The organism is Streptomyces sp. NPDC088745 (genome assembly GCF_044751045.1).
Classification (GTDB): Bacteria; Actinomycetota; Actinomycetes; order Streptomycetales; family Streptomycetaceae; genus Streptomyces; species Streptomyces cremeus.
The window spans coordinates 39,245-59,505 of record NZ_JBIVLB010000024.1 but is presented as its reverse complement, the minus strand read 5'-3'; the positions used below and the strand labels follow the sequence as shown (position 1 = coordinate 59,505).

At 73.5% G+C, this 20,261-nt stretch carries 18 protein-coding genes; 6 read left to right on the top strand and 12 right to left on the bottom strand.

Going from position 1 to position 20,261, the window contains the following annotated elements; genetic code table 11:
• Positions 1-3: 3 nt before the first annotated feature.
• From nadC to ACIP93_RS36220, 4 genes are read right to left on the bottom strand one after another with little or no spacing between them, the layout of a single operon-like run.
• Positions 4-1,026, bottom strand: coding sequence for a carboxylating nicotinate-nucleotide diphosphorylase (gene nadC, locus ACIP93_RS36235; RefSeq protein WP_401766425.1), 1,023 nt, complete (start codon positions 1,024-1,026; stop codon positions 4-6).
• Positions 1,023-2,723, bottom strand: coding sequence for an L-aspartate oxidase (locus tag ACIP93_RS36230; RefSeq protein WP_401766422.1), 1,701 nt, complete (start codon positions 2,721-2,723; stop codon positions 1,023-1,025). Before ACIP93_RS36230 ends, nadC begins: the two co-directional genes overlap by 4 nt.
• Positions 2,720-3,697, bottom strand: coding sequence for a pantoate--beta-alanine ligase (gene panC, locus ACIP93_RS36225; protein WP_401766420.1), 978 nt, complete (start codon positions 3,695-3,697; stop codon positions 2,720-2,722). Before panC ends, ACIP93_RS36230 begins: the two co-directional genes overlap by 4 nt.
• Entirely contained in the window at positions 3,694-4,614 is a 921-nt protein-coding gene (locus tag ACIP93_RS36220) for a DUF2520 domain-containing protein (protein WP_345220189.1), read from the bottom strand. The genes panC and ACIP93_RS36220 overlap by 4 nt, the downstream gene beginning before the upstream one ends.
• A gap of 157 nt (positions 4,615-4,771) precedes the next feature.
• Between ACIP93_RS36220 and ACIP93_RS36215 the strand changes: the two genes are divergently transcribed.
• A complete protein-coding gene (locus tag ACIP93_RS36215) occupies positions 4,772-5,926 on the top strand; it encodes a threonine aldolase family protein (RefSeq protein ID WP_401766417.1) in 1,155 nt (384 codons plus the stop codon).
• Here ACIP93_RS36215 and ACIP93_RS36210 read toward each other — a convergent pair.
• Entirely contained in the window at positions 5,923-6,270 is a 348-nt protein-coding gene (locus ACIP93_RS36210) for a hypothetical protein (RefSeq protein ID WP_401766416.1), read from the bottom strand. The genes ACIP93_RS36215 and ACIP93_RS36210 overlap by 4 nt on opposite strands.
• Before the next feature lie 132 nt (positions 6,271-6,402).
• Here ACIP93_RS36210 and ACIP93_RS36205 point away from each other — a divergent pair, with 132 nt between their 5' ends.
• Positions 6,403-7,521: a DUF5937 family protein gene (locus ACIP93_RS36205; protein WP_345220192.1), complete on the top strand. Its 1,119-nt coding sequence runs from the start codon at positions 6,403-6,405 to the stop codon at positions 7,519-7,521.
• 15 nt (positions 7,522-7,536) lie between these two features.
• Here ACIP93_RS36205 and ACIP93_RS36200 read toward each other — a convergent pair whose 3' ends face one another.
• Both ACIP93_RS36200 and ACIP93_RS36195 read right to left on the bottom strand, forming a co-directional pair.
• Positions 7,537-8,217 (bottom strand): response regulator transcription factor, encoded by a 681-nt coding sequence (locus ACIP93_RS36200; protein ID WP_345220193.1) that lies wholly within the window; start codon positions 8,215-8,217, stop codon positions 7,537-7,539.
• Between the two features lie 23 nt (positions 8,218-8,240).
• A complete protein-coding gene (locus tag ACIP93_RS36195) occupies positions 8,241-9,434 on the bottom strand; it encodes a sensor histidine kinase (RefSeq protein WP_345220194.1) in 1,194 nt (397 codons plus the stop codon).
• A 169-nt stretch (positions 9,435-9,603) separates the two neighbouring features.
• Between ACIP93_RS36195 and ACIP93_RS36190 the strand changes: the two genes are divergently transcribed.
• Both ACIP93_RS36190 and ACIP93_RS36185 read left to right on the top strand, forming a co-directional pair.
• Positions 9,604-10,698: an SAM-dependent methyltransferase gene (locus tag ACIP93_RS36190; RefSeq protein ID WP_401766470.1), complete on the top strand. Its 1,095-nt coding sequence runs from the start codon at positions 9,604-9,606 to the stop codon at positions 10,696-10,698.
• A 43-nt stretch (positions 10,699-10,741) separates the two neighbouring features.
• Complete coding sequence (locus ACIP93_RS36185) at positions 10,742-11,902, top strand: NADH-quinone oxidoreductase subunit D (RefSeq protein WP_401766412.1); 1,161 nt, start codon at positions 10,742-10,744, stop codon at positions 11,900-11,902.
• A gap of 18 nt (positions 11,903-11,920) precedes the next feature.
• Here ACIP93_RS36185 and ACIP93_RS36180 read toward each other — a convergent pair whose 3' ends face one another.
• From ACIP93_RS36180 to ACIP93_RS36165, 4 genes are all read right to left on the bottom strand, one after another.
• On the bottom strand, positions 11,921-13,066 hold the full coding sequence (locus tag ACIP93_RS36180; RefSeq protein WP_401766411.1) for a hypothetical protein: 1,146 nt from the start codon (positions 13,064-13,066) through the stop codon (positions 11,921-11,923).
• Positions 13,067-13,173: 107 nt separating this feature from the next.
• Entirely contained in the window at positions 13,174-14,160 is a 987-nt protein-coding gene (locus tag ACIP93_RS36175) for an ABC transporter substrate-binding protein (protein WP_401766408.1), read from the bottom strand.
• Positions 14,161-14,263: 103 nt separating this feature from the next.
• A complete protein-coding gene (locus tag ACIP93_RS36170; RefSeq protein WP_401766406.1) occupies positions 14,264-14,932 on the bottom strand; it encodes an ABC transporter permease in 669 nt (222 codons plus the stop codon).
• 6 nt (positions 14,933-14,938) lie between these two features.
• The gene (locus ACIP93_RS36165; RefSeq protein WP_345220200.1) at positions 14,939-15,670 is read right to left on the bottom strand and encodes an ABC transporter permease; all 732 of its coding nucleotides are present in this window, start codon (positions 15,668-15,670) and stop codon (positions 14,939-14,941) included.
• A 176-nt stretch (positions 15,671-15,846) separates the two neighbouring features.
• On the opposite strand from ACIP93_RS36165, the gene ACIP93_RS36160 reads away from it, so the two are divergent.
• The gene (locus tag ACIP93_RS36160) at positions 15,847-17,004 is read left to right on the top strand and encodes an ABC transporter ATP-binding protein (protein ID WP_401766403.1); all 1,158 of its coding nucleotides are present in this window, start codon (positions 15,847-15,849) and stop codon (positions 17,002-17,004) included.
• 14 nt (positions 17,005-17,018) lie between these two features.
• Here ACIP93_RS36160 and ACIP93_RS36155 read toward each other — a convergent pair whose 3' ends face one another.
• Positions 17,019-18,134 (bottom strand): alpha/beta hydrolase, encoded by a 1,116-nt coding sequence (locus tag ACIP93_RS36155; protein ID WP_401766400.1) that lies wholly within the window; start codon positions 18,132-18,134, stop codon positions 17,019-17,021.
• 148 nt (positions 18,135-18,282) lie between these two features.
• On the opposite strand from ACIP93_RS36155, the gene ACIP93_RS36150 reads away from it, so the two are divergent.
• Positions 18,283-20,130, top strand: coding sequence for a phosphatidylglycerol lysyltransferase domain-containing protein (locus ACIP93_RS36150; RefSeq protein ID WP_401766397.1), 1,848 nt, complete (start codon positions 18,283-18,285; stop codon positions 20,128-20,130).
• Positions 20,131-20,261: the final 131 nt, after the last annotated feature.

Below are 20,261 nucleotides of genomic sequence, written 5' to 3'. Positions count from 1 at the left end.
GGCTTACCGCGCCCCGTCCTGGGACGCCTCGCGCAGGTCCAGGCCGATGTCGAGGATCGGGGCGGAGTGGGTGAGCGCGCCCACGGCGAGGTAGTCGACGCCGGTGTCGGCGTACGCGCGGGCCGTGTCGAGGGTGAGGCGGCCGGAGGACTCGAGGACGGCGCGGCCCGCGACCAGGGCGACGGCCTCGGCGGTCTGCTCCGGGGTGAAGTTGTCCAGCAGGATCAGGTCGGCGCCCGCCTCCAGCACCTCGGTGACCTGCGCCAGGGTGTCGACCTCGACCTCGACGGGGACCCCCGGGAAGGCGTCCCGCACGAGCTTGAAGGCCTGGGCCACTCCCCCGGCGGCGACCACGTGGTTGTCCTTGACGAGGGCCGCGTCGGAGAGCGACATGCGGTGGTTGACGCCGCCGCCGCAGCGCACCGCGAACTTCTCCAGCGAGCGCAGCCCCGGGGTGGTCTTGCGGGTGTCGCGGACCTTGGCCCGCGTGCCCGCCAGGACGTCCGCCCAGGCGCGGGTGGCGGTGGCGACGCCGGAGAGGCGGCACAGGAGGTTCAGCGCGCTGCGTTCGGCGGTGAGGAGGTCGCGGGTGCGGGCGGTGACGGTGAGGAGCTTCTGCCCGGCCCGCACGCGGTCGCCGTCCTCGACGTGCCGCTCGACCTCGAACTCCTCGGTGCAGACGATGGAGAGCACCGTCTCGGCGACGCGCAGGCCCGCGACCGTGCCCGCCTCGCGGGCGGTGAAGTCACCGGTGGCGACGGCCTCCTCGGGGACGGTCGCCACGGTGGTCACGTCGACGCCGTGCGCGAGGTCCTCGGCGAGGGCGACGTTCGCGACGTCCTCGACCTCGACCGGGTCCAGGCCGCAGTCCAGCAGGAGCTGCGCGAGGTGGGGGTCCAGGCCGCAGTCGGACAGGTCGTACGTGCCGTCCTCCGGCACCTCCTGCGGCGCTCCGCCGGAGCAGCCGCAGGCGTCGCCGCAGCCGCCCGTCTGCGGGAGGAGCTGGGGGTTCTCGGGGGTGCTCACTGGTGCTGCTCCTTCGGACGGTCCTGCGGTACGGGCGGGAATGCGGCGGTGTCGGTGCGGCGCACCACCAGGCGGTGGTCGTCGGTCAGCCGTACGACGAGGTGGCGCTGCCACTGGGCGTCGTCGCGGTCGGCGTGGTCCTCGCGCCAGTGGCAGCCGCGGGTCTCCGCGCGCTCCCGGGCGGCGGCGACCAGCACGCGCGAGACGCACAGCAGGTTGGTGGTCTCCCAGGAGTCGACGCCGGGCTCGGCGGACTTGCCCGGTCCTGCCGCGTCGTGGCGGGCCCCGAGCTGCACGGCCTCCAGGGCGTCCGCGGCGTCGCCGAGGCTCCGGGCGGAGCGCAGGACGCCCGCGCCCCGCGACATCGTCTGCTGGATGCCGTGGCGGGCCTCGGGGGCGACGAGCGGGAGGACGGCGGCGGGCTCGGTGGGGGCGCCCGGGGCGCGGGTCCCGGCGGACGTGACGGCCTCGGCGATGCGCTCGGCGAACACCAGGCCCTCCAGGAGGGAGTTGGAGGCGAGGCGGTTCGCGCCGTGCACGCCCGTGCAGGCGACCTCGCCGCACGCGTACAGGCCCGGCACCGTGGTCCGGCCGTGCAGGTCGGTGCGGACGCCGCCGGAGGCGTAGTGCGCGGCGGGGGCGACCGGGACCGGCTCGGTCACCGGGTCGATGCCGTGGGCGCGGCAGGCGGCCAGGATGGTCGGGAAGCGGTGCTCCCACATGTCCGCGCCGAAGTGCCGCCCGTCCAGGTACATGTGGGCGGCGCCCTGCTCCCGCATGCGGCGCATGATCGCCTTGGCGACGATGTCGCGCGGGGCGAGTTCGGCGAGCTCGTGCTGTCCGAGCATGAAGCGCACGCCGTCCGCGTCGACGAGGTGCGCGCCCTCGCCGCGCACCGCTTCGGACACCAGCGGCTGCTGGCCCTCCGCGCCCTCGCCGAGGAAGAGCACCGTCGGGTGGAACTGGACGAACTCCAGGTCGGAGACCTCCGCGCCGGCGCGCAGGGCGAGCGCGACGCCGTCGCCGGTGGACACGGCGGGGTTGGTGGTGGCGGCGAAGACCTGGCCCATGCCGCCGGTGGCGAGGACGACGGCGGGGGCGTTGACCGCGCCGACGCCGTCGTGCTGGCCCTCGCCCATGACGTGCAGGGTGACACCGGCGGTGTGCCCGTCCGCGTCGACGAGGAGGTCGAGCACGAGGGCGTTCTCGACGAACTCCACGGCCCGGGCACGCACCGCGTCCACCAGGGCGCGGGAGATCTCCGCGCCGGTGGCGTCGCCGCCCGCGTGCGCGATGCGCCGGCGGTGGTGGCCGCCCTCGCGGGTGAGCTGGATGGCGCCGCTGTCGGGGTCGGTGTCGAAGTGCGCCCCGGTCTCGATCAGCCGCCGTACGGCGTCCGGGCCCTCGGTGACCAGGGTGCGCACGGCTTCCTCGTCGCAGAGGCCGGCCCCGGCGACCAGGGTGTCGTCCAGGTGCTGCTGGGGGGTGTCGCCGTCGCCGAGGGCGGCGGCGATGCCGCCCTGCGCCCAGCGGGTGGAGCCGTCGTCCAGGCGGGCCTTGGTGACGACGACGGTGCGCAGGCCGGCCGCGGTGCAGCGCAGGGCGCAGGTGAGGCCCGCGACACCGGAACCGACGACCACGACGTCGGCGTCGATGGACCAGCCGGGGGCGGGGGCGGCGAGACGTATGCCGGTCACGGGGCTGCTCCAGGGGTGTGCTGGGGGTGCTGTGCGGCGGGGGCGGCGGGGGCACCGGTGGCGTCCGGCGTGTCCGGTGCGCCGGTCGTGTCCGGTGCGCCGGTCGGTCCGGTCGCGTCCGGCGTGTCGTGCGGTACGTCGCCGAAGGTCAGCGGCAGGTTGTCGATGAGCCGGGTGGCGCCGGCCCGGGCGGCGACGGCGAGCACCGCGTCGCCCCGATGGCCGTCGCCGGCGTCGGTGAAGTCGGCGGGGTCCACCAGGGCGACGTAGTCGAGCTCCAGTCCCGGTGCCTCCTTGAGGACGCGGTGCGCCGCTTCCCGCACCGCCGCGGGAGTCCGCTCGCGCGCGCCCGCGAACAGCGCCCGCGACAGGGCGAGGGCGGCGGCGCGCTCCTCCCGCGACAGGTAGCGGTTGCGGCTGGAGCGGGCCAGGCCGTCGGCCTCGCGCACCGTGGGCACGGCGACGACCTCGACGGGGAAGTTCAGGTCGAGCACCATGCGCCGGATCAGGGCGAGCTGCTGGGCGTCCTTCTGGCCGAAGAAGGCCAGGTCGGGCGCGGTCAGGTGGAGCAGCTTGGCGACGACGGTGAGCATGCCGTCGAAGTGGCCGGGCCGGGTGGCGCCTTCGAGGCGCTCGCCCATGGGGCCCGCGGAGAGCCGCACCTGGGGGTCGCCGCCGGGGTAGACCTCGTCGACGGCGGGGGCGAACACGACGTCCGCGCCCGCCTCCCGGGCGAGCGCGAAGTCGGCGTCCGGGGTGCGCGGGTAGCGGTCCAGGTCCTCGTTCGCGCCGAACTGGAGGGGGTTGACGAAGACGGTGACGATCACCTGGCCTTCGGCTCCCGCGTGCTCCCTGGCGGTACGGATCAGGGCGGCGTGCCCGTCGTGCAGGGCGCCCATGGTCATCACGACGCAGCGGCGGCCGGTGCGGTCGAGGGCGGCCAGGCCGGTCGCCGTACGGACGAGAACGGTCATCGCAGGTCCCCCTCGGCCAGGACGCCCAGCAGGTCTTCCGCCAGTTCGGGCTTGAGCAGGCCGTGCGCGAGGGCGCGGTCGGCGGTGGTGCGGGCCATCGCCAGGTAGCCGGCGACGGTCTGCGGGGCGCGCTTGCGCAGTTCGCTCACGTGGGCCGCGACGGTGCCCGCGTCGCCGCGGGCGACCGGGCCGGTGAGGGCGCCGTCGCCGGAGCGCAGGGCGTTGTCCAGGGCCGCGCCGAGGAGCGGGCCGAGCATCCGGTCGGGGGCCTCCACGCCCGCGGTGCGCAGCAGCTCCATCGACTGGGCGACCAGGGTGACCAGGTGGTTCGCGCCGAGGGCGAGGGCTGCGTGGTAGAGCGGGCGGGCCTCTTCGGCGATCCACTCGGGGTCGCCGCCCATCTCGATGACCAGCGCCTCGGCGGCCAGCCGCAGCTCCTGGGGGGCGGTGATCCCGAAGGAGCAGCCGGCGAGGCGCTGGACGTCCACGGAGGTGCCGGTGAACGTCATCACGGGGTGCAGGGCCAGCGGGAGCGCCCCGGCGCGCAGGGCGGGCTCCAGGACCGCCGTCCCGTACCGCCCGGAGGTGTGCACCAGGAGCTGGCCCGGCCGGATCGCACCGGTGTCGGCGAGCCCCTCGACGAGGCCGGGCAGGGCGTCGTCGGGGACGGTCAGCAGGACGAGGTCGGCGCGGGCCAGCACCTCGGCGGGGGTGACCAGGGGCACCCCGGGCAGCAGGGCGGCGGCCCGGCGCACGGACGCGTCGGAGACACCGGAGGCGGCGACCGGGCGGTGCCCGGCCTGGCGCAGGGCGGCGGCGAGGGCGGAGCCGACGCGGCCCGCCCCGACGACGCCGACGGTGAGCCGGGCGGGGCGGTCGGCGGGGTCGGGGGGGCCAGGGAGGGGGGATGGGTTCACGCGGAAACGGCCTTCCGTTCCAGTCCGCAGGGGGTACCGGACGATTGCCCGTCATGCTACGCCAGCGTTTCGGGCGCTCGTCGGGGTGAGCCGTTCCCCGTCCACAGGGGGTGGAAAACCCCGGTGCCCCCCGTTCCACGTACGCGATCATCGGCGGATGAACGACGAAGCGCGGCACGCGCACACGGACCCGCAGGAGCGCAGGCGCGCGGCCTTCCGCAACGCCGGGAAGGTGCTCGCCCGGCACTCCGCGCAGCACCGGATCGGGGAGCGGCTCGCCCACCTGGCCGCCCACGCGGGCGACGTGTACGACCTGGACGCGGACGCCGATCTGTACGGCGACGGCGTCGTGGCGGAGCTGGAGCGGCGCACCGCCCGCCTCCTGGGCAAGGAGGCCGCGGTGTTCTTCCCCACCGGCACCATGGCGCAGCAGGTCGCGCTCCGGTGCTGGGCGGGACGTACCGGGAACAGCACCGTCGCCCTGCACCCCCGCGCGCACCCGGAACGGCACGAGCGCGGCGCCCTCACCGGGCTGAGCGGTCTGCGCACGGTGCATCCGACCCACGAGCCGCGGCTGCCGAACGCGGACGAGGTGCGCGGGTTCGAGGAGCCGTTCGGCACGCTGATGCTCGAACTGCCGCTGCGGGATGCCGGTTTCGTGCTTCCGTCGTGGGAGGAGCTGACGGAGGCGGTGGAGGCGGCCCGGGAGCGGGACGCCGTCGTGCACTTCGACGGGGCGCGGCTGTGGGAGTGCACCGAGCACTTCGGGCGGCCCCTCGCGGAGATCGCCGCGCTCGCCGACACCGTGTACGTGTCGTTCTACAAGTCGCTGGAAGGGATGTCCGGCGCGGTGCTCGCGGGCCCGGCGACGCTGGTCGACGAGGCGAGGACCTGGCGGCACCGCTACGGGGGCAACCTGTTCCAGCAGTACCCGGCGGCGCTGAGCGCCCTGATCGGCCTGGAGCGGACGCTGCCCCGGCTGCCGGAGTACGTGCTGCACGCGAGGGTGGTGGCGCGGGCGCTGGCGGAGGGCTTCGGGGAGGCGGGAACGCCGTGGTTCCGGGTGCATCCCCGGGTGCCGCACACGCACCAGTTCCAGGTGTGGCTGCCGTACGACGCGGACGTGCTGACGGACGCGGCGGTGCGGCAGGCGGAGGAGAGCGGGGTGGCGCTGTTCCAGCGGTGGTCCCCCGCCCCGGAGGGGCCTCCGGGGGTGGCGGTGACCGAGGTGACGGTGGCGGCGCGGGGGCTGGAGTGGAGCGCGGCGGACGTGCGGGAGGCGGTGGCCGGATTCGTCGGCCGGCTCGGCTAGTTGCAGTCGGCGGTACGGGCACGGGCGGACGGCGCGGTGGGGGCCGCTGACCCGGTCCGAAGCGTACGGGCGCCGTCCGCAGGCGTGGTCCGTACCGTACGGACGCCGTCCGCGGGCCCGGTTCGTACCGTGCGGAAGCGGTCCGCGATCCGGGTGAGGGCGGCCCGCAGGTACGCGCCGGCGGGGCGTTCGGCGACGACGGCGCGGAAGCGGAGGTCCTCGCGGACGGTGTCGCGCAGTTCGCGGACGGTCTGCCAGTCGTGCCGGCCGGGGGCGGGCGGGACCGGGGCGCCGTGCTGGGCGGCGCGGTAGGCGTCGAGGAGGTGCTGCTGGGAGGCGGTCATGACCGTCACGCTGCACCGGCCGGCGGCGCCGCGCGCAACCGATTGACGGGACCCGCCAATCGGGCCGCCTCCGATTGACGGCCGCCGTCAATCGGAGGGCCGATTGTCGGTGGGGCCGGGCACCATGGGCCCATGAGCGTCTCCGTGGACATCGCCGGACTGCCGCCCGAGCGGATCGACTTCGCGATCTCGCCGCTGGGCGAGCTGGGCATGGCGCTGCACGCCCTGTCCGAACCGGGCCACCACCCGGGACTGCACGGCTGGGCGACGGCGACCTCGTCGGCGCTCAAGCCGGACCTGGCGGACCGGCTCACCGAGGCCGACTTCCTGTGGCGCACGACGTTCTCGGACGTGTTCCTGCCGTTCGCCGGCCTCAAGGACCCGGCGGCGGCGCCGGGGACGACGCTCGCGGAGGACCTGGACCTGCTGGACCGGCTGGACGACGAGGAGTTCGTGTCGGCGGCCCTGGAGTTCACCTGCTCCAGCATGTACACGGCGGGCGGCCCCTCGCCGCTGGTGGACGCCGCCCTGCGGTCGCGCGCGCTGGACCTGGCGGCGGCCCGCGGCCCCAAGCAACTGGACTTCACCCATCGGCTGCTGACGAACCCCGGCGCGGTCAGGCTGTGGCTGCGGCGCCTCTTCGAGGACTGCGACGAGGCGTTCTTCGCCGACACCTGGCGGCGGGTGCGGGTCCAGCTCGCCTCGGACGCCCGCCACAAGCAGGACCTGCTGCGACGCCGGGGCCTGGCCGAGGCGCTGCACGCGGTCTCCCCCGCGCTGACCCTGGACGAGGACGGCCGCCGCATCCGGGCCGACAAGCTCGCCGAGGGCCACACCACGGCCGTGGACCCCGCGGTGGGGGCGGGGCTCACCGCCGTGCCGTCCACCTTCGGCTGGCCGCACCTGCTGGTGCTGCACGCCCCCGGCTGGCGGCCGGTGATCCACTACCCGGTGAGCGCCGTCGAGCTGCCGTCGCCCGCTTCCGTACCCCTGTTGCAGCAGCGGCTCGAGGCGCTGGCGCACCCGATGCGGATGCGGCTGTGCCGGTTCCTGGCGCGCACGCCGTACACGACGGGCGAGCTGGCCGACGTCCTGGGCATCACCGCGCCGGAGGTCTCCCGGCACCTGGGGGTGCTCAAGAAGGCCGGTCTGCTCACCACCCGCCGGCGCGGCCGGTACGTCCTGCACCAACTGGACACGACGGTGGTGGCCCGGCTCGGCAGCGACTTCCTGGAGGGGGTGCTGCGCTAGGACCGGCACCCGGGGCTAGGCGCCGGGCGAGCCCCCGGCCCGTACCAGGCCCGTCTCGTACGCCAGCACGACCACCTGCACGCGGTCGCGCAGCCCCAGCTTGGTCAGGATGCGGCCCACGTGGGTCTTCACGGTGGCCTCGGACAGGACCAGGCGGGCGGCGATCTCGCCGTTCGACAGGCCCTGGGCGACGAGCAGCATCACCTCGCGCTCGCGGTCGGTGAGCTTCTCGACCTCCTTGTGCTGGGGCTCCTTGCCGCTGCTCGGCAGCATCGGCGAGAACCGGTCGAGCAGCCGCCGGGTGGTGGACGGCGCGACGACCGCGTCGCCGCTGTGCACCGAGCGGATCGCGGCCAGCAGTTCGGCCGGCGGCACGTCCTTCAGCATGAAGCCGCTGGCGCCCGCCTGGAGCCCGGAGAAGGCGTACTCGTCCAGGTCGAAGGTGGTCAGGATGAGGACCCTCGGCGCGTCCTCCTGGGCACAGATCCGCCGGGTCGCCTCCACCCCGTCCAGCCGGGGCATCCGCACGTCCATCAGGACGACGTCCACGGCGGTGGTGCGCAGGACGTCCAGCGCCTCCTGGCCGTCGCCGGCCTCCGCGACGACCTCCATGTCCGGCTGGGCGGCCAGCACCATGCGGAAACCGGTGCGCAGCAGCATCTGGTCGTCGACGAGCATCACGCGGATCGGCGGCATAAAAGGGGCTCCCTCGGGGGCTGTCAGTGAGCGGGCTTGAGCGGCAGCAGGGCGCTGATCCGGAAGCCGCCGCCGGGGCGCGGTCCCGCGTCCAGCGTGCCGCCGACCATACCGACCCGCTCGCGCATGCCGATCAGGCCGTGGCCCTGGCCGTCCGCGCCGCCGTCCTCGTACAGCTCTTGCGCCGCGCCGCGGCCGTCGTCCTCGACCAGCAGGCCGAGCCCGTCGTCGAAGTAGACCAGCCGCACGCTCGCGCCCGCGTCCGGGCCGCCGTGCTTGCGGGTGTTGGTGAGGGCTTCCTGCACGATCCGGTACGCGGTCAGCTCGACGCCGCTGGGCAGCGGGCGGGCGGTGCCCTCGACGCGGAAGTCGACGGTGAGACCGGCCGTGCGCACCTGCTCGACCAGGTCCTCGATCTGCTGGACGTCGGGCTGCGGCACGTACTCGCCGCTCTCGGGGGCCTCGCCGCTGCGCAGCACGCCCAGCAGGCGGCGCATCTCGGCGAGCGCCTGGCGGCCGGTCGTGGAGATGGTCTCCAGCGCCTGCTTGGCCTGGTCGGGCGAGGCGTCCATGACGTAGGCGGCGCCGTCGGCCTGGACGATCATCACGGACACGTTGTGGGCGACGACGTCGTGCAGTTCGCGGGCGATACGGGCCCGCTCGGCGGCGACGGCGACCTTGGCCTGCGCCTCGCGCTCGCGCTCCAGCCGGCTCGCCCGCTCCTCCAACTGCGCGAAGTAGGCGCGGCGGGTGCGCAGCGAGTCGCCGAGCACCCACGCGAGGAGGAAGGGGACGGTCAGGAAGACGGCGAAGACGATGGGGGCCGTCGCGTCGTTCTTCTCCACCGGCCAGCGGAGCTGCGAGATCGTGGCGGCGCAGAGCGAGGCGCCGAGGGCGAGCCGGGACGCCCAGCGGGCCCCGTTCGCGGCGACGGTGTAGACGATGACGAGCATCGCGAAGTTGGACGGGTTGGGCTCGATGCCCAGCGCGACCTGGAGGAGTCCGGTCGCGATCGCCAGGATCAGCATCCTCTCCGGCACCCGGCGGCGCAGGGCGACCGTCAGGCACATGAGGAGGATGCAGGCCACGGCGGGGCCCACCCCCGCGTCGTTCCGGTAGCCCCCGACGGACATCGCGGACATCCCGAGGAGAATCACAGCCCAGAAGCTGTCGACGCTCGTCGGGTGTCGGCGGATGAAGTCGTAGAAGCGCTGCACATGTCCAGCGTAGGGAAACAGCGGAGGCCGATGGGTCAACCGGAGGAGCGATCCGGCGGAGCGCTCCCTACTCCCCAAGGTGGAGACTCAGGGGAGACTTGGCCGGGTGAGAGACGGTTCGACTCCCCGGGGCGGGCACGACGGCACGGCCGCCGCCGGACGGAACAGCGTGCACGGCGGACGCGGCGGCCACGGCGGCGGGCCGGGTGAGCGCGCCCGGCCAGGCGGGCCCGACGGGGGCGACCGGGCGGGCGAGGCCGGTGACGGTGACCGGGCGGGCAAGGCCGGTGACGGGGGCTGGGACGGTTGGCGGGCGGCGGCCGAGCGGGCGCTCTACGGGCCCGGTGGGTTCTATCTGCGCCCCGAGGGTCCGGCAGGTCACTTCCGTACGTCGGTGCATGCCTCGCCGCTCTTCGCGCGGGCCGTCGCGCGCCTCCTGCTGCGTACGTACGAGGACCTGGGCGGCCCGGAGCGCCTGCCCCGGATCGACCTGGTCGACATCGGCGCCGGGCGCGGCGAGCTCCTGACCGGGGTGCTGGCGGCGCTTCCCGACGGCGTCGAGGTCCGCCCGTACGGTGTCGAGAAGGCGCCCCGTCCGCCCGGTCTCGACCGCCGCGTCGAGTGGTGCGCGGAACCGCCCCGGGGGGTGCGCGGGCTGGTCTTCGCCAACGAGTGGCTGGACAACGTCCCGGTGGACGTCGCGGAGACGGACCCCTCGGGCGTCCCCCGCTACGTCGAGGTGCGCGCCGACGGCGGGGAACGCCTGGGCGCGCCGGTCGCGGGCGCGGACGCGCGGTGGCTGGAGCGGTGGTGGCCGCTGGCCGGGCTCCCCGCGGGGCACCGGGCGGAGATCGGCCGCCCCCGGGACGCGGCGTGGGCCGCGGCGGTCGGGACGCTGGCCGGCGGGCTGGCGGTCGCGGTGGACTACGCGCACACCCTCGCCGCCCGCCCCCCGTTCGGCACGCTGAGCGGATTCGCGGGAGGCCGGGAGGTACGGCCGGTCCCGGACGGCTCCTGCGACATCACGGCGCACGTGGCCCTGGACGCGTGCGCGGCGGCCCCGGCCGCGGTCGCCGCCACGGAACTGCTCACCCAGCGGGAGGCGCTGGCCCGGCTCGGCGTGTCGGGGGCCCGTCCGCCCCTGGCCCTGGCGTCGGCCGACCCGGCCGCCTACGTCCGCGCCCTCGCCGGGGCGGGCGAGGCGGCGGAGCTGACGTCCCGGGGCGGCCTGGGCGACTTCGGCTGGCTCCAGCAGCGCGTGTGACGTGCCGGGGGCGGGCGAAGCGCCAGGGGGGATACTGGCCCCCATGACACCGCAGACGCCCCCGCAGACGACCACCGTCGGCATCGGCGGCGGCGCCGAAGCCACCGACATGGTGCTCAACATCGGCCCCCAGCACCCCTCCACGCACGGCGTGCTGCGCCTCAAGCTCGTCCTGGACGGCGAACGCATCCAGCACGCCGAGCCGGTCATCGGCTACATGCACCGCGGCGCGGAGAAGCTGTTCGAGGCGCGTGACTACCGGCAGATCGTGATGCTGGCCAACCGCCACGACTGGCTCTCCGCGTTCTCCAACGAACTCGGCGTCGTCATGGCCGTGGAGCGCATGCTCGGCATGGAGGTCCCGGAGCGCGCCGTGTGGACCCGCACCCTGCTCGCCGAGCTGAACCGGGTCCTCAACCACCTGATGTTCCTGGGCTCGTACCCCCTGGAACTCGGCGGCATCACCCCGGTCTTCCACGCCTTCCGCGAGCGTGAGGAGCTCCAGCACGTGATGGAGGAGGTCTCCGGCGGGCGCATGCACTACATGTTCAACCGCGTCGGCGGCCTCAAGGAGGACCTCCCCGCGGGCTGGCTCGGCCGGGTCCGCGACGCCGTCGCCTCGGTCCGCTCGCGCATGGACGTCTACGACGACCTGGTCCTCGGCAACGAGATCTTCCGCGGCCGCACCCGGAACATCGGCGTCCTGTCCGCCGGCGCCGTCCACGCGTACGGGGTCTCCGGTCCGATCGCCCGCGCCTCCGGCGTCGACTTCGACCTGCGCCGCGACGAGCCATACCTCGCGTACGGCGAACTCCAGGACACCCTGAAGGTCGTCACCCGCACCGAGGGCGACTGCCTGGCCCGCTTCGAGTGCCTGCTGGAGCAGACCCACAACGCGCTCGACCTCGCCGACGCCTGCCTGACCCGGATGGCCGGCCTGCCGCCCGGCCCCGTCAACCAGCGCCTGCCGAAGGTCCTCAAGGCCCCCGAGGGCCACACGTACGCGTGGACCGAGAACCCGCTCGGCATCAACGGCTACTACCTGGTCTCCAAGGGCGAGAAGACCCCGTACCGGCTCAAGCTGCGCTCGGCGTCCTTCAACAACATCCAGGCGCTGGCCGAACTGCTCCCCGGCACCCTGGTCGCCGACATGGTCGCGATCCTGGGCTCGCTCTTCTTCGTCGTCGGCGACATCGACAAGTAGCGCCCGGCGTGGCGGGGCTCAGGACCCGGCGACGCTCCTGAGCCCCGCCACGTCCAACTGCTCCGTCTCGTCGTGCGCGGTGAGGTCGATGACCTCGCCCACCGCGTCCCCGTCCACGTCGCGGGCCGTACGGTGCTCGGCGAGCGCCTCCTCGCCGACGACGTCGGCCAGGTCGGCCTCCTGCACGGCGCGCTCGGCAGCGGTGCCGGCACCCTTGCCGGTGCCGAAGAAGTCGAAGCCGCCCTGCTTGCGCACGGCGGGCAGGTTCTGCGGTGCGTACGGGGCGAGGACGCCCGAGGGCCGCCGGTGCTCCCGCAGCTCCCGCGTCGGCACGGGTGCGCGGGGCGGCTGTACGGGGGCCGGTCCCTGCGGTACGGGCGGCTTCGCCGCACTCGCCGGGGCCGGAACCGGAGCCAGCGCCTCCACTCCGGTGCCCGCCCCCGTGTTCGCCGCGCCGGTCGCCCCCGTGTTCGTCCCGCTGTTCGCTCCCGGGCTCGTCTGCGTGCCGTCCGCCCCCGGGCTCGTCTGCGTGCCCTCCGCGGCCTCGGCGCCCCCCGCGGGCCGCTCCGCCGGGGCCCGGTCCGCGGCCCGCACCTCGACCGCGCGCCCGGCGCCGGACGCCAGCCTCTCCAGTGCGGCGGCGGCCCGCGCGTACGCCGCCGGGGTGGGCGCGGCGGCGCCCGCCGTCAGTTCCCTGGGGGCCGCGGACGCCGTCTCCAGCTCCAGCAGCCGGTGGCGCTCCAGCGCGGTGGCCCGCTCGGTCTCGGCGGTCGCGTACCGGCGCAGCAGCGCGGCGTGCTCGTTGCGCAGTCCGGCGAGCTCGACGCGCTTGGCACGCAGCTTGTTCTCCAGCCGGGTCCGCAGGGCGCGCGATTCCTCGAGGTCGCCCTCCAGGTCGGCGGCCCGTTCCTCGGCCTTCCAGACGTCGGCCTCGCGGGCCCGGTTCAGCTCGGCGATCCTGCGGCCGGCCGTGCGGTCCCAGCCGCGCATGAGGACGGCCCCGGTGACGGCCGCGGCGGCCGCCGCGGCGACCAGGAACCGCAGCACCAGGGGTTCCGCCACGAACCAGGCGCCGCCGGCGATCACGAGTGAGGCACCCGCGACCGTCGAAGGCGGCAGCAGTTTGTGCAGGGGTGGGGAATGGCGGTGGCGTCCACGTGGCATGGCTGGAAATTTACCGTGTGCGAGACACGGATGGGGTACCGCCCGTAAATCTGTTCCCGCCCGTTACGTTCCGAACACGTCGAACGGCACCCCTCATTCCGCTTCTGCTACTTCTTGACGAGCCCCTTGGACTCCAGATAGGCCTTCGCGACCTCGGTTTCCTTGGCCCGTTCGACGTCGACCTTTCGGTTCAGCTCGCCGAGATCGGCCGTCGTCAGGGTCTTGGTGAGCTTGTTCAGGGCCTCGGCGACGGCCGGGTCTCCCGCCTCCTTGGCGTTGAGCACGGGCAGCAGGTTGTCGGCGTTCTGGAGTTTCTTGTCGTCCTCCAGGAGGACCAGCCCGAAACTGTCGACGGTGGCGTCGGTCGTGGTGGTGAGGACGAGCTGGGCCTCCCCGTCCTTGACGGCCTGCTTGGACTGCGGGGTGCCGACGCCCTTGGGGACGAGACCCGCGACGTCGATGCCGTACGTCGACTTCAGACCCGGCGCGCAGAACGGCCGGACCGCGCACTCGTCACCGGCCGCGATCTTGACCTGGACCTTTGACTTCCCCAGGTCGGAAAGGGTCTTGAGCTTGTTCTTCGCGGCGAATTCCTTGGTCACCGCGAAGGCGTTCTGGTCGACGGCCTCCCCGGCGGGCAGGACTTTCAGCCCGAGCGGGGTGGCCAGCTTCTCCAGCGCGCCGACCGTCTTGGCGACATCCGGCGAGGCCAGCGGAGCGGCCTTGGCCTTCTCCGCGCCGTTGACCTTCGCGTTGAGGAATTCCGTGAGCGTCGCCGCGTATTCCGGTACGACGTCTATCTCGCCCTTCTCCAGCGAGGGTTCGTACAGTTCACGGTTCTTGACGACGGTCACCGACGTGTCGAATCCGGCGTCCTTCAGCACCTGTGCGTACAGCTCCGCCAGCACCTTGGACTCGGTGAACGCGGCGGCGCCCACCACCAGCGCGCCCTTCGCGCCGCCGGCCCCGGCGGAGGCCCCGCCCGCTCCCGGCTTCTTCGCCTCCAGGCTGTCGCCGCCGCCGCACGCGGCGAGCGACCCGGTCAGGGCCACCAGGCCGATTGCCGCGCCCGCGAGGCGCGAGGTCTTGGTCATGAGGATTCACCATCCGTGAGAGGCACACAGTGCGGAAACCGAAAAGGGGAAGAAGAGAAGAAGAGGGGGGAAGGAAGGGGGAAGACAGCCGTACGGGGCGCGCTCACGCCGTCTTGCGCAGCGGCGAGCAGAACCTGCCGAGCAACACCAGCGCGCCCTCCACCACCAGGGCGAGCAACGCCACCAGCACCGCCCCCGCCACGACCTGAGCGGTGTCGTAGGTGTTGAACCCGGCGGTGATGATCCGCCCGAGCCCGCCCTGCCCGACCATCGCGGCGATCGAGGCGGTGGCGACCACCTGGACGGCGGCCGAGCGCAGCCCGGTCATCACCAGGGGGAAGGCGAGGGGCAGTTCGACCCGCAGGAACACCTGGGTCCCGGACATGCCCATGCCGCGCGCGGCCTCGACCACCGCCCGGTCCACCTCCCGCGTCCCCACGTACGCGTTGGTCAGCAGCGGCGGCACCGCGAACAGCACCAGCGCGACGATCGTCGGCACATAACCGGCGGAGCGCAGCGGCGAGACCATGAACAGCGCCAGCACCGCGAACACCGGCACCGCCCGCCCGATGTTGGAGATGTTGACCGCGAGCGCGCCGCCCCTGCCGAGGTGCCCCAGCAGGAAGGCCGGCGGCAGCGCGAGCAGGCAGGCGACGCCCAGGGCGACCCCGCTCACGTACAGATGCTCCGTCAGCCGGGTCCACACCCCGCCGTCGCCGGACCAGTGGGAGGCCGTGGCCAGCCAGGTCCAGGCGTCACCCAGCACACCCATGCGCGATCAGCCCGCCTCAACAGCCGCAGAAGTCTTGCGTATTCGGTCCCGGAACGGCTCCCGCCGGGCCCTGGGCGCCCGCGTCCACGGGGTGAGCACCCGTTGCAGAGCGAGCAGCAGCAGGTCGGCGGCCAGCGCCAGCAGCACGCACAGCACGGAGGCGGCCAGCACCTGCGCCTTGAAGAACGTGGGCAGCGCGTCCTCGATGAGGTTGCCGAGCCCGCCCCGGCCGACGATGGCCCCGACCGTGGTCAGCGCCACCGTGGAGACCGTCGCGATGCGCACCCCGGCCATCAGCGCGGGCAGCGACAGCGGGAGTTCGACCTCCCAGAGCATCCGCCACGGCCCGTACCCCATGCCGCGCGCCGCCTCCCTGGCCTCTTCCGGGACGGCTTCCAGACCGGCCAGGATGTTCCGTACGAGAATCGTCAGCGAGTACAGCACCAGGCCCGTCACGACCAGCGCCGACGACAGCCCGAACAGCGGCAGCAGCAGCGAGAACATCGCCAGCGAAGGCACCGTGTAGAGGATCGTGGTCAGCCCCAGGACCGGTCCCGCGAAGCGCCTGTGCCGCCGGGCGAGGACGGCCAGCGGCAGCGCGACGGCCAGCCCGATCAGCACCGACGCCACCGTGATCCCCACGTGCTGGAGGGTCGCGTCGGTCAGCTCCTGGCTGCGGGACCGCAGGTACTCCCCGCAGATCCAGTCGTTCGTCACCAGACAGCTCTGCTCGCTCACGCGTTCCCACCTCCCCCGGATCCGGCCGCTCCACACGGCCGGGAACGTATGTTCACAGCCTGTGGAGCGAGCCTATCCCCGACCACCGACAACCGGCCCGGACCGGTTGGCCCCGCCACAGCACGGCAACACGCCCTTCACACAACACCCGCCACCAGCCGCCACAATGGGGACCCATGATCCGGTTCGAGCACGTCACCAAGCGCTACGCCGACGGAACGACCGCCGTCGACGACCTGTCCTTCGAGGTCGCCGCGGGTGAACTCGTCACGCTCGTCGGCCCGTCGGGCTGCGGCAAGACCACCACGATGAAGATGGTCAACCGCCTCATCGAGCCCACCGGGGGCCGCATACTCCTCGACGGCGAGGACATAGCCGGGGTCGACCCGGTGGAGCTGCGCCGCCGGATCGGGTACGTCATCCAGCAGGTCGGCCTCTTCCCGCACCGGACCGTCCTCGACAACACCGCCACCGTGCCGCACCTGCTCGGCGTCAAGCGCGCCGAGGCGCGCCGGCGCGCGGCCGAGCTCCTCGACCTGGTGGGCCTCGATCCCGCGGTGTACGGGTCCCGCTATCCGGAACAGCTCTCCGGCGGCCAGCGCCAGCGCGTCGGCGTCGCCCGGGCGCTGGCCGCCGACCCGCCCGTCCTGCTCATGGACGAGCCCTTCGGCGCGGTCGACCCGGTGGTGCGCGAACGCCTCCAGAACGAATTCCTGAAGCTCCAGTCGCAGGTCCGCAAGACCGTGCTGTTCGTCACGCACGACATCGAGGAGGCGGTGCGCCTCGGCGACCGGATCGCCGTCTACGGGCAGGGCTCCATCGAACAGTTCGACGCCCCGGCCGTGGTGCTCGGCGCGCCCGCCACCCCGTACGTCGCGGACTTCGTCGGCGCGGACCGCGGCCTGAAGAGGCTCTCGGTGACCCCGATCGAGGCGGGTGATTTGGAGCAGCCGCCGGTGGTGCACCTGGACGACCCGATGCGCACCGCGTCGGCGCGGCTGGCGGAGCAGGGCGCGCGCTGGGCCGTCGTCCTGGACGGGGAGGACAGCCTGCACGGCTGGATACCGGCCGGGGCCGCGGCGCAGGACGGGACGGTGCGGGAGCACGCGCGGCGGATGGAGGCGTGGCTGCCGGTGGGGGCCTCGCTCAAGCAGGCGTTCTCGACCATGCTCCAGCACGACGCCGGGTGGATCGCGGTGCTCGGCGAGGGCGGCGAGGGCCGGTTCCTCGGGGTGCTCACCCCGGCCCGGCTGCACGAGGCCCTGCGCCGGTCCATCGACGCGGACGGGCGCAGGGTCTCCCGTACGGAGGTGGACGTCGAAACCGTGGGGTGAGGGCCCCTCGGCCGTCAGGCGGTGAGCTTCTTGCTCATCCACTCGATGACGGCGGGGATCTCGCGCTTCCAGGTGTTGAAGTTGTGGCCGCCGCTGTCGAGCGTGATCGAGGAGACCTTCGTCGGCGGCTTCGCCTTGCGGATGAACTCCGCCGTCGGCTTCTTGTTGTCCTCGCCCTTCTTGCTGGTGGTCAGCAGCAGGGAGGTCTTGGGCGCCGGCAGGTTGTCGAGCGCCCAGAGCAGGTTCGCGCGCTTCTTGAGGTTCTCGTCGCCGCCGAAGAGGTCACCGGTCGTGGGGTCGTCCGCCGCCTTGTAGTACGGCGAGAGGCCCGCACCCGCGGCGAACTTGTCCGGGTGCGCCATGGCGATCTTGATGGCGCAGTAGCCGCCCGTGGAGTTCCCCATGAAGCCCCAGTTCTGCGGCTTCGTGCCCACCCGGTACGCGCTGGAGACGGCGCGCGGCAGGTCCTTGGCGAAGAAGGTCTCGGTCTGCGGGCCGCGGGGGATGTCCACGCACTCGGTGTCCCGGGGCGGTGCGACGGTGGGCCGCATCAGGACCATGATCATCGGCTGCGCCTTGCCGGCCCGGGCCTGCATCAGCGCGGTCTGGGGGTAGCGGAGCCCTTTGATCAGGTTCATCGCGATGCCCGGGTAGCCGGTGAGCACGACCGTCGCCGGGAACCGCTTCTGCTTGAACTCCGGCTGGAAGTACTCCGGCGGCAGGTAGACGAAGGCCGGGCTGACGATCTTGGAGTCGCGGCCCTCGATCCGTACTTCCTGTATCTGCCCGCCGACGGCCGGCTTGTTGCCGCCGGGCACGTCCAGGGCCTGCGTCCCGATGAGCTGGGCCTCCTTGCTGCCGCCCGCGCCCGCGTGGTCGACGACCACGCCCATCTGGTCCTCCTGGCCGAAGAGGTCCGCCCAGGAGCCGTAGAAGAGGAACGACTTGTTCGCGGCGAGCCCGATCGCGGCGAACAGTGCGAGCTGGGTCGCCAGCAGCATGCCGACCCGGCCGAGGACGGAGCGCCAGGTACGTCCCGACAGGCGCGGCCACAGCCAGATCGTGGCGGCGAAGAGCAGTACCGCCGCCACTACGGCGAGCACGAGGACTTTGGTGCTGGTGAGACCCATGTCGAGATCGTTACTTCCTGGATGAGAATTTCCTGAGAGCTGAGTGAACCCACCCCCCGCAAGCGCCGTCCTAGTGAACGCACATTGCCCGGACGGACCTTCTCCAGGTACCACGGGCACAAAACCTCTCGCGGAACCTCGGGAAGCGATGTCAATCAGAATAGATGGGGATAAGTCCGGAGCGGTTCCGGATCGGGTGCGGCGGGTCCTGCGCGGACCGCGTCCCGAGAAGGTCCCTTCGCTGGTGGGCGCCGCCGTGATGATCGTCGGCCTGCTCGACATCGCCGCCGGGGTCTTCCCCCGCTTCCGGCACAGCCGCATGCACAGTCTGGCCGAAGTGCTGCCGGGGACCTTCGGTCCGTTCGCGGCGGCCTTCTCGCTCACGGTGGGCGTGCTGCTCCTGCTGCTGGCGCACGGGCTGAAGCGGCGCAAGCGCCGGGCCTGGCGCTCGGCGGTGATCCTGCTGCCCGTCGGCGCGGTCGCCCAGTACACCTACCGGCACTCCGTGCTGGGAGTGGTGATCGCCCTCGCGCTGCTGGCGCTGCTGATCGCCCATCGGAGTGAGTTCGCCGCGCTGCCGGACCCGCGCAGCCGCTGGAAAGCCCTGACCAACTTCCTCGTGATGACGGTCGGCTCCCTCGCGCTGGGCCTGCTGATCGTCAGCTCGCACCCGCGGAAGCTGATCGGCGATCCGAGCCTGCTGGAGCGACTGGAACACGTCCTGTACGGCCTGGTGGGCTTCGAGGGCCCCCTCTCGTACGGCGGACAGGCCTCCTGGACGGTCGGCTACTCGCTCGGCGCGCTCGGCTGGATCACCGCGATCACCACGATCTACCTGGCCTTCCGCCCCGAGCACCCGGCCGCCCGCCTCACCGCGGAGGACGAGACGCAGTTGCGCGCCCTGCTCGCCAAGCACGGCGACCGCGACTCGCTGGGCCACTTCGCGCTGCGCCACGACAAGGCGGCGGTCTTCTCCCCCTCGGGCAAGGCGGCCGTCACCTACCGCGTGGTCTCCGGCGTGATGCTCGCCAGCGGCGACCCGATCGGCGACGTCGAGGCCTGGCCGGGCGCGATCGAGCGCTTCATGGAGGAGGCCAAGGCCCACTCGTGGACGCCGGCCGTGATGGGCTGCTCGGAGACGGGCGGCGAGGTCTGGACCCGCGAGACGGGCCTGGACGCCCTGGAACTCGGCGACGAGGCCATCGTCGACGTCCCGGACTTCTCCCTCACCGGCCGCGCGATGCGCAACGTGCGCCAGATGGTCAAGCGCATCGAGCGCAACGGTTACGAAACGCGGGTGCGCCGCGTGGGCGACCTGGACCCCGAGGAACTGGAGCGCATCCGCCGCGCCGCCGCCGACTGGCGCGGCACGGAGACCGAGCGCGGCTTCTCCATGGCGCTGGGCCGGGTGGGTGAGCCCGGCGACGAGGACTGCTTCATCGCGACGGCCCACAAGGCCGACGACGAGGGTGCCGAACCCGGCCCCTACGGCGATCTGAAGGCCGTCCTGCACTTCGTCCCGTGGGGCCCGGACGGCATGTCCCTGGACCTGATGCGGCGCGACCGCAGCGCGGACCCGGGCATGAACGAGCTTTTGATCGTGGCGTCCCTGACGGCCGCCCCGGACCTGGGCATCAAGAAGGTCTCCCTGAACTTCGCGATGTTCCGCTCGGCGCTGGCCCGCGGCGAGAAGCTGGGCGCGGGCCCGGTCCTGCGCGGCTGGCGGGGACTGCTGGTCTTCCTGTCCCGCTGGTTCCAGATCGAGTCCCTGTACAAGTTCAACGCCAAGTTCCGCCCGCGCTGGGAGCCCCGCTTCGTGGTCTTCCGCACCACGCGCGACCTCCCCCGCATCGGCTTCGCCGCGATGCAGGCCGAGGGCTTCGTCACGCTGGCCCTGCCCCGCATCCTGCGCCGCAGGGCGTCGGTCCGGCGCGGCCCGCAGCCGTGCGCCCACGCGTCGGCGCAGCCGGGCCGCGAGGTGGAGCGGGTCGCCTGACCCGTCGGGAGCGCCCGGCGGGGCGTGGGGCGGGGCGAGAACGGCAGGGGTGCGGGGACGGGGCGAGAACGGCAGGGGTGCGGGGCCGGGGCGAGAACGGCAGGTCCGGGGGCCGCGCCCCCGGCCCGAGC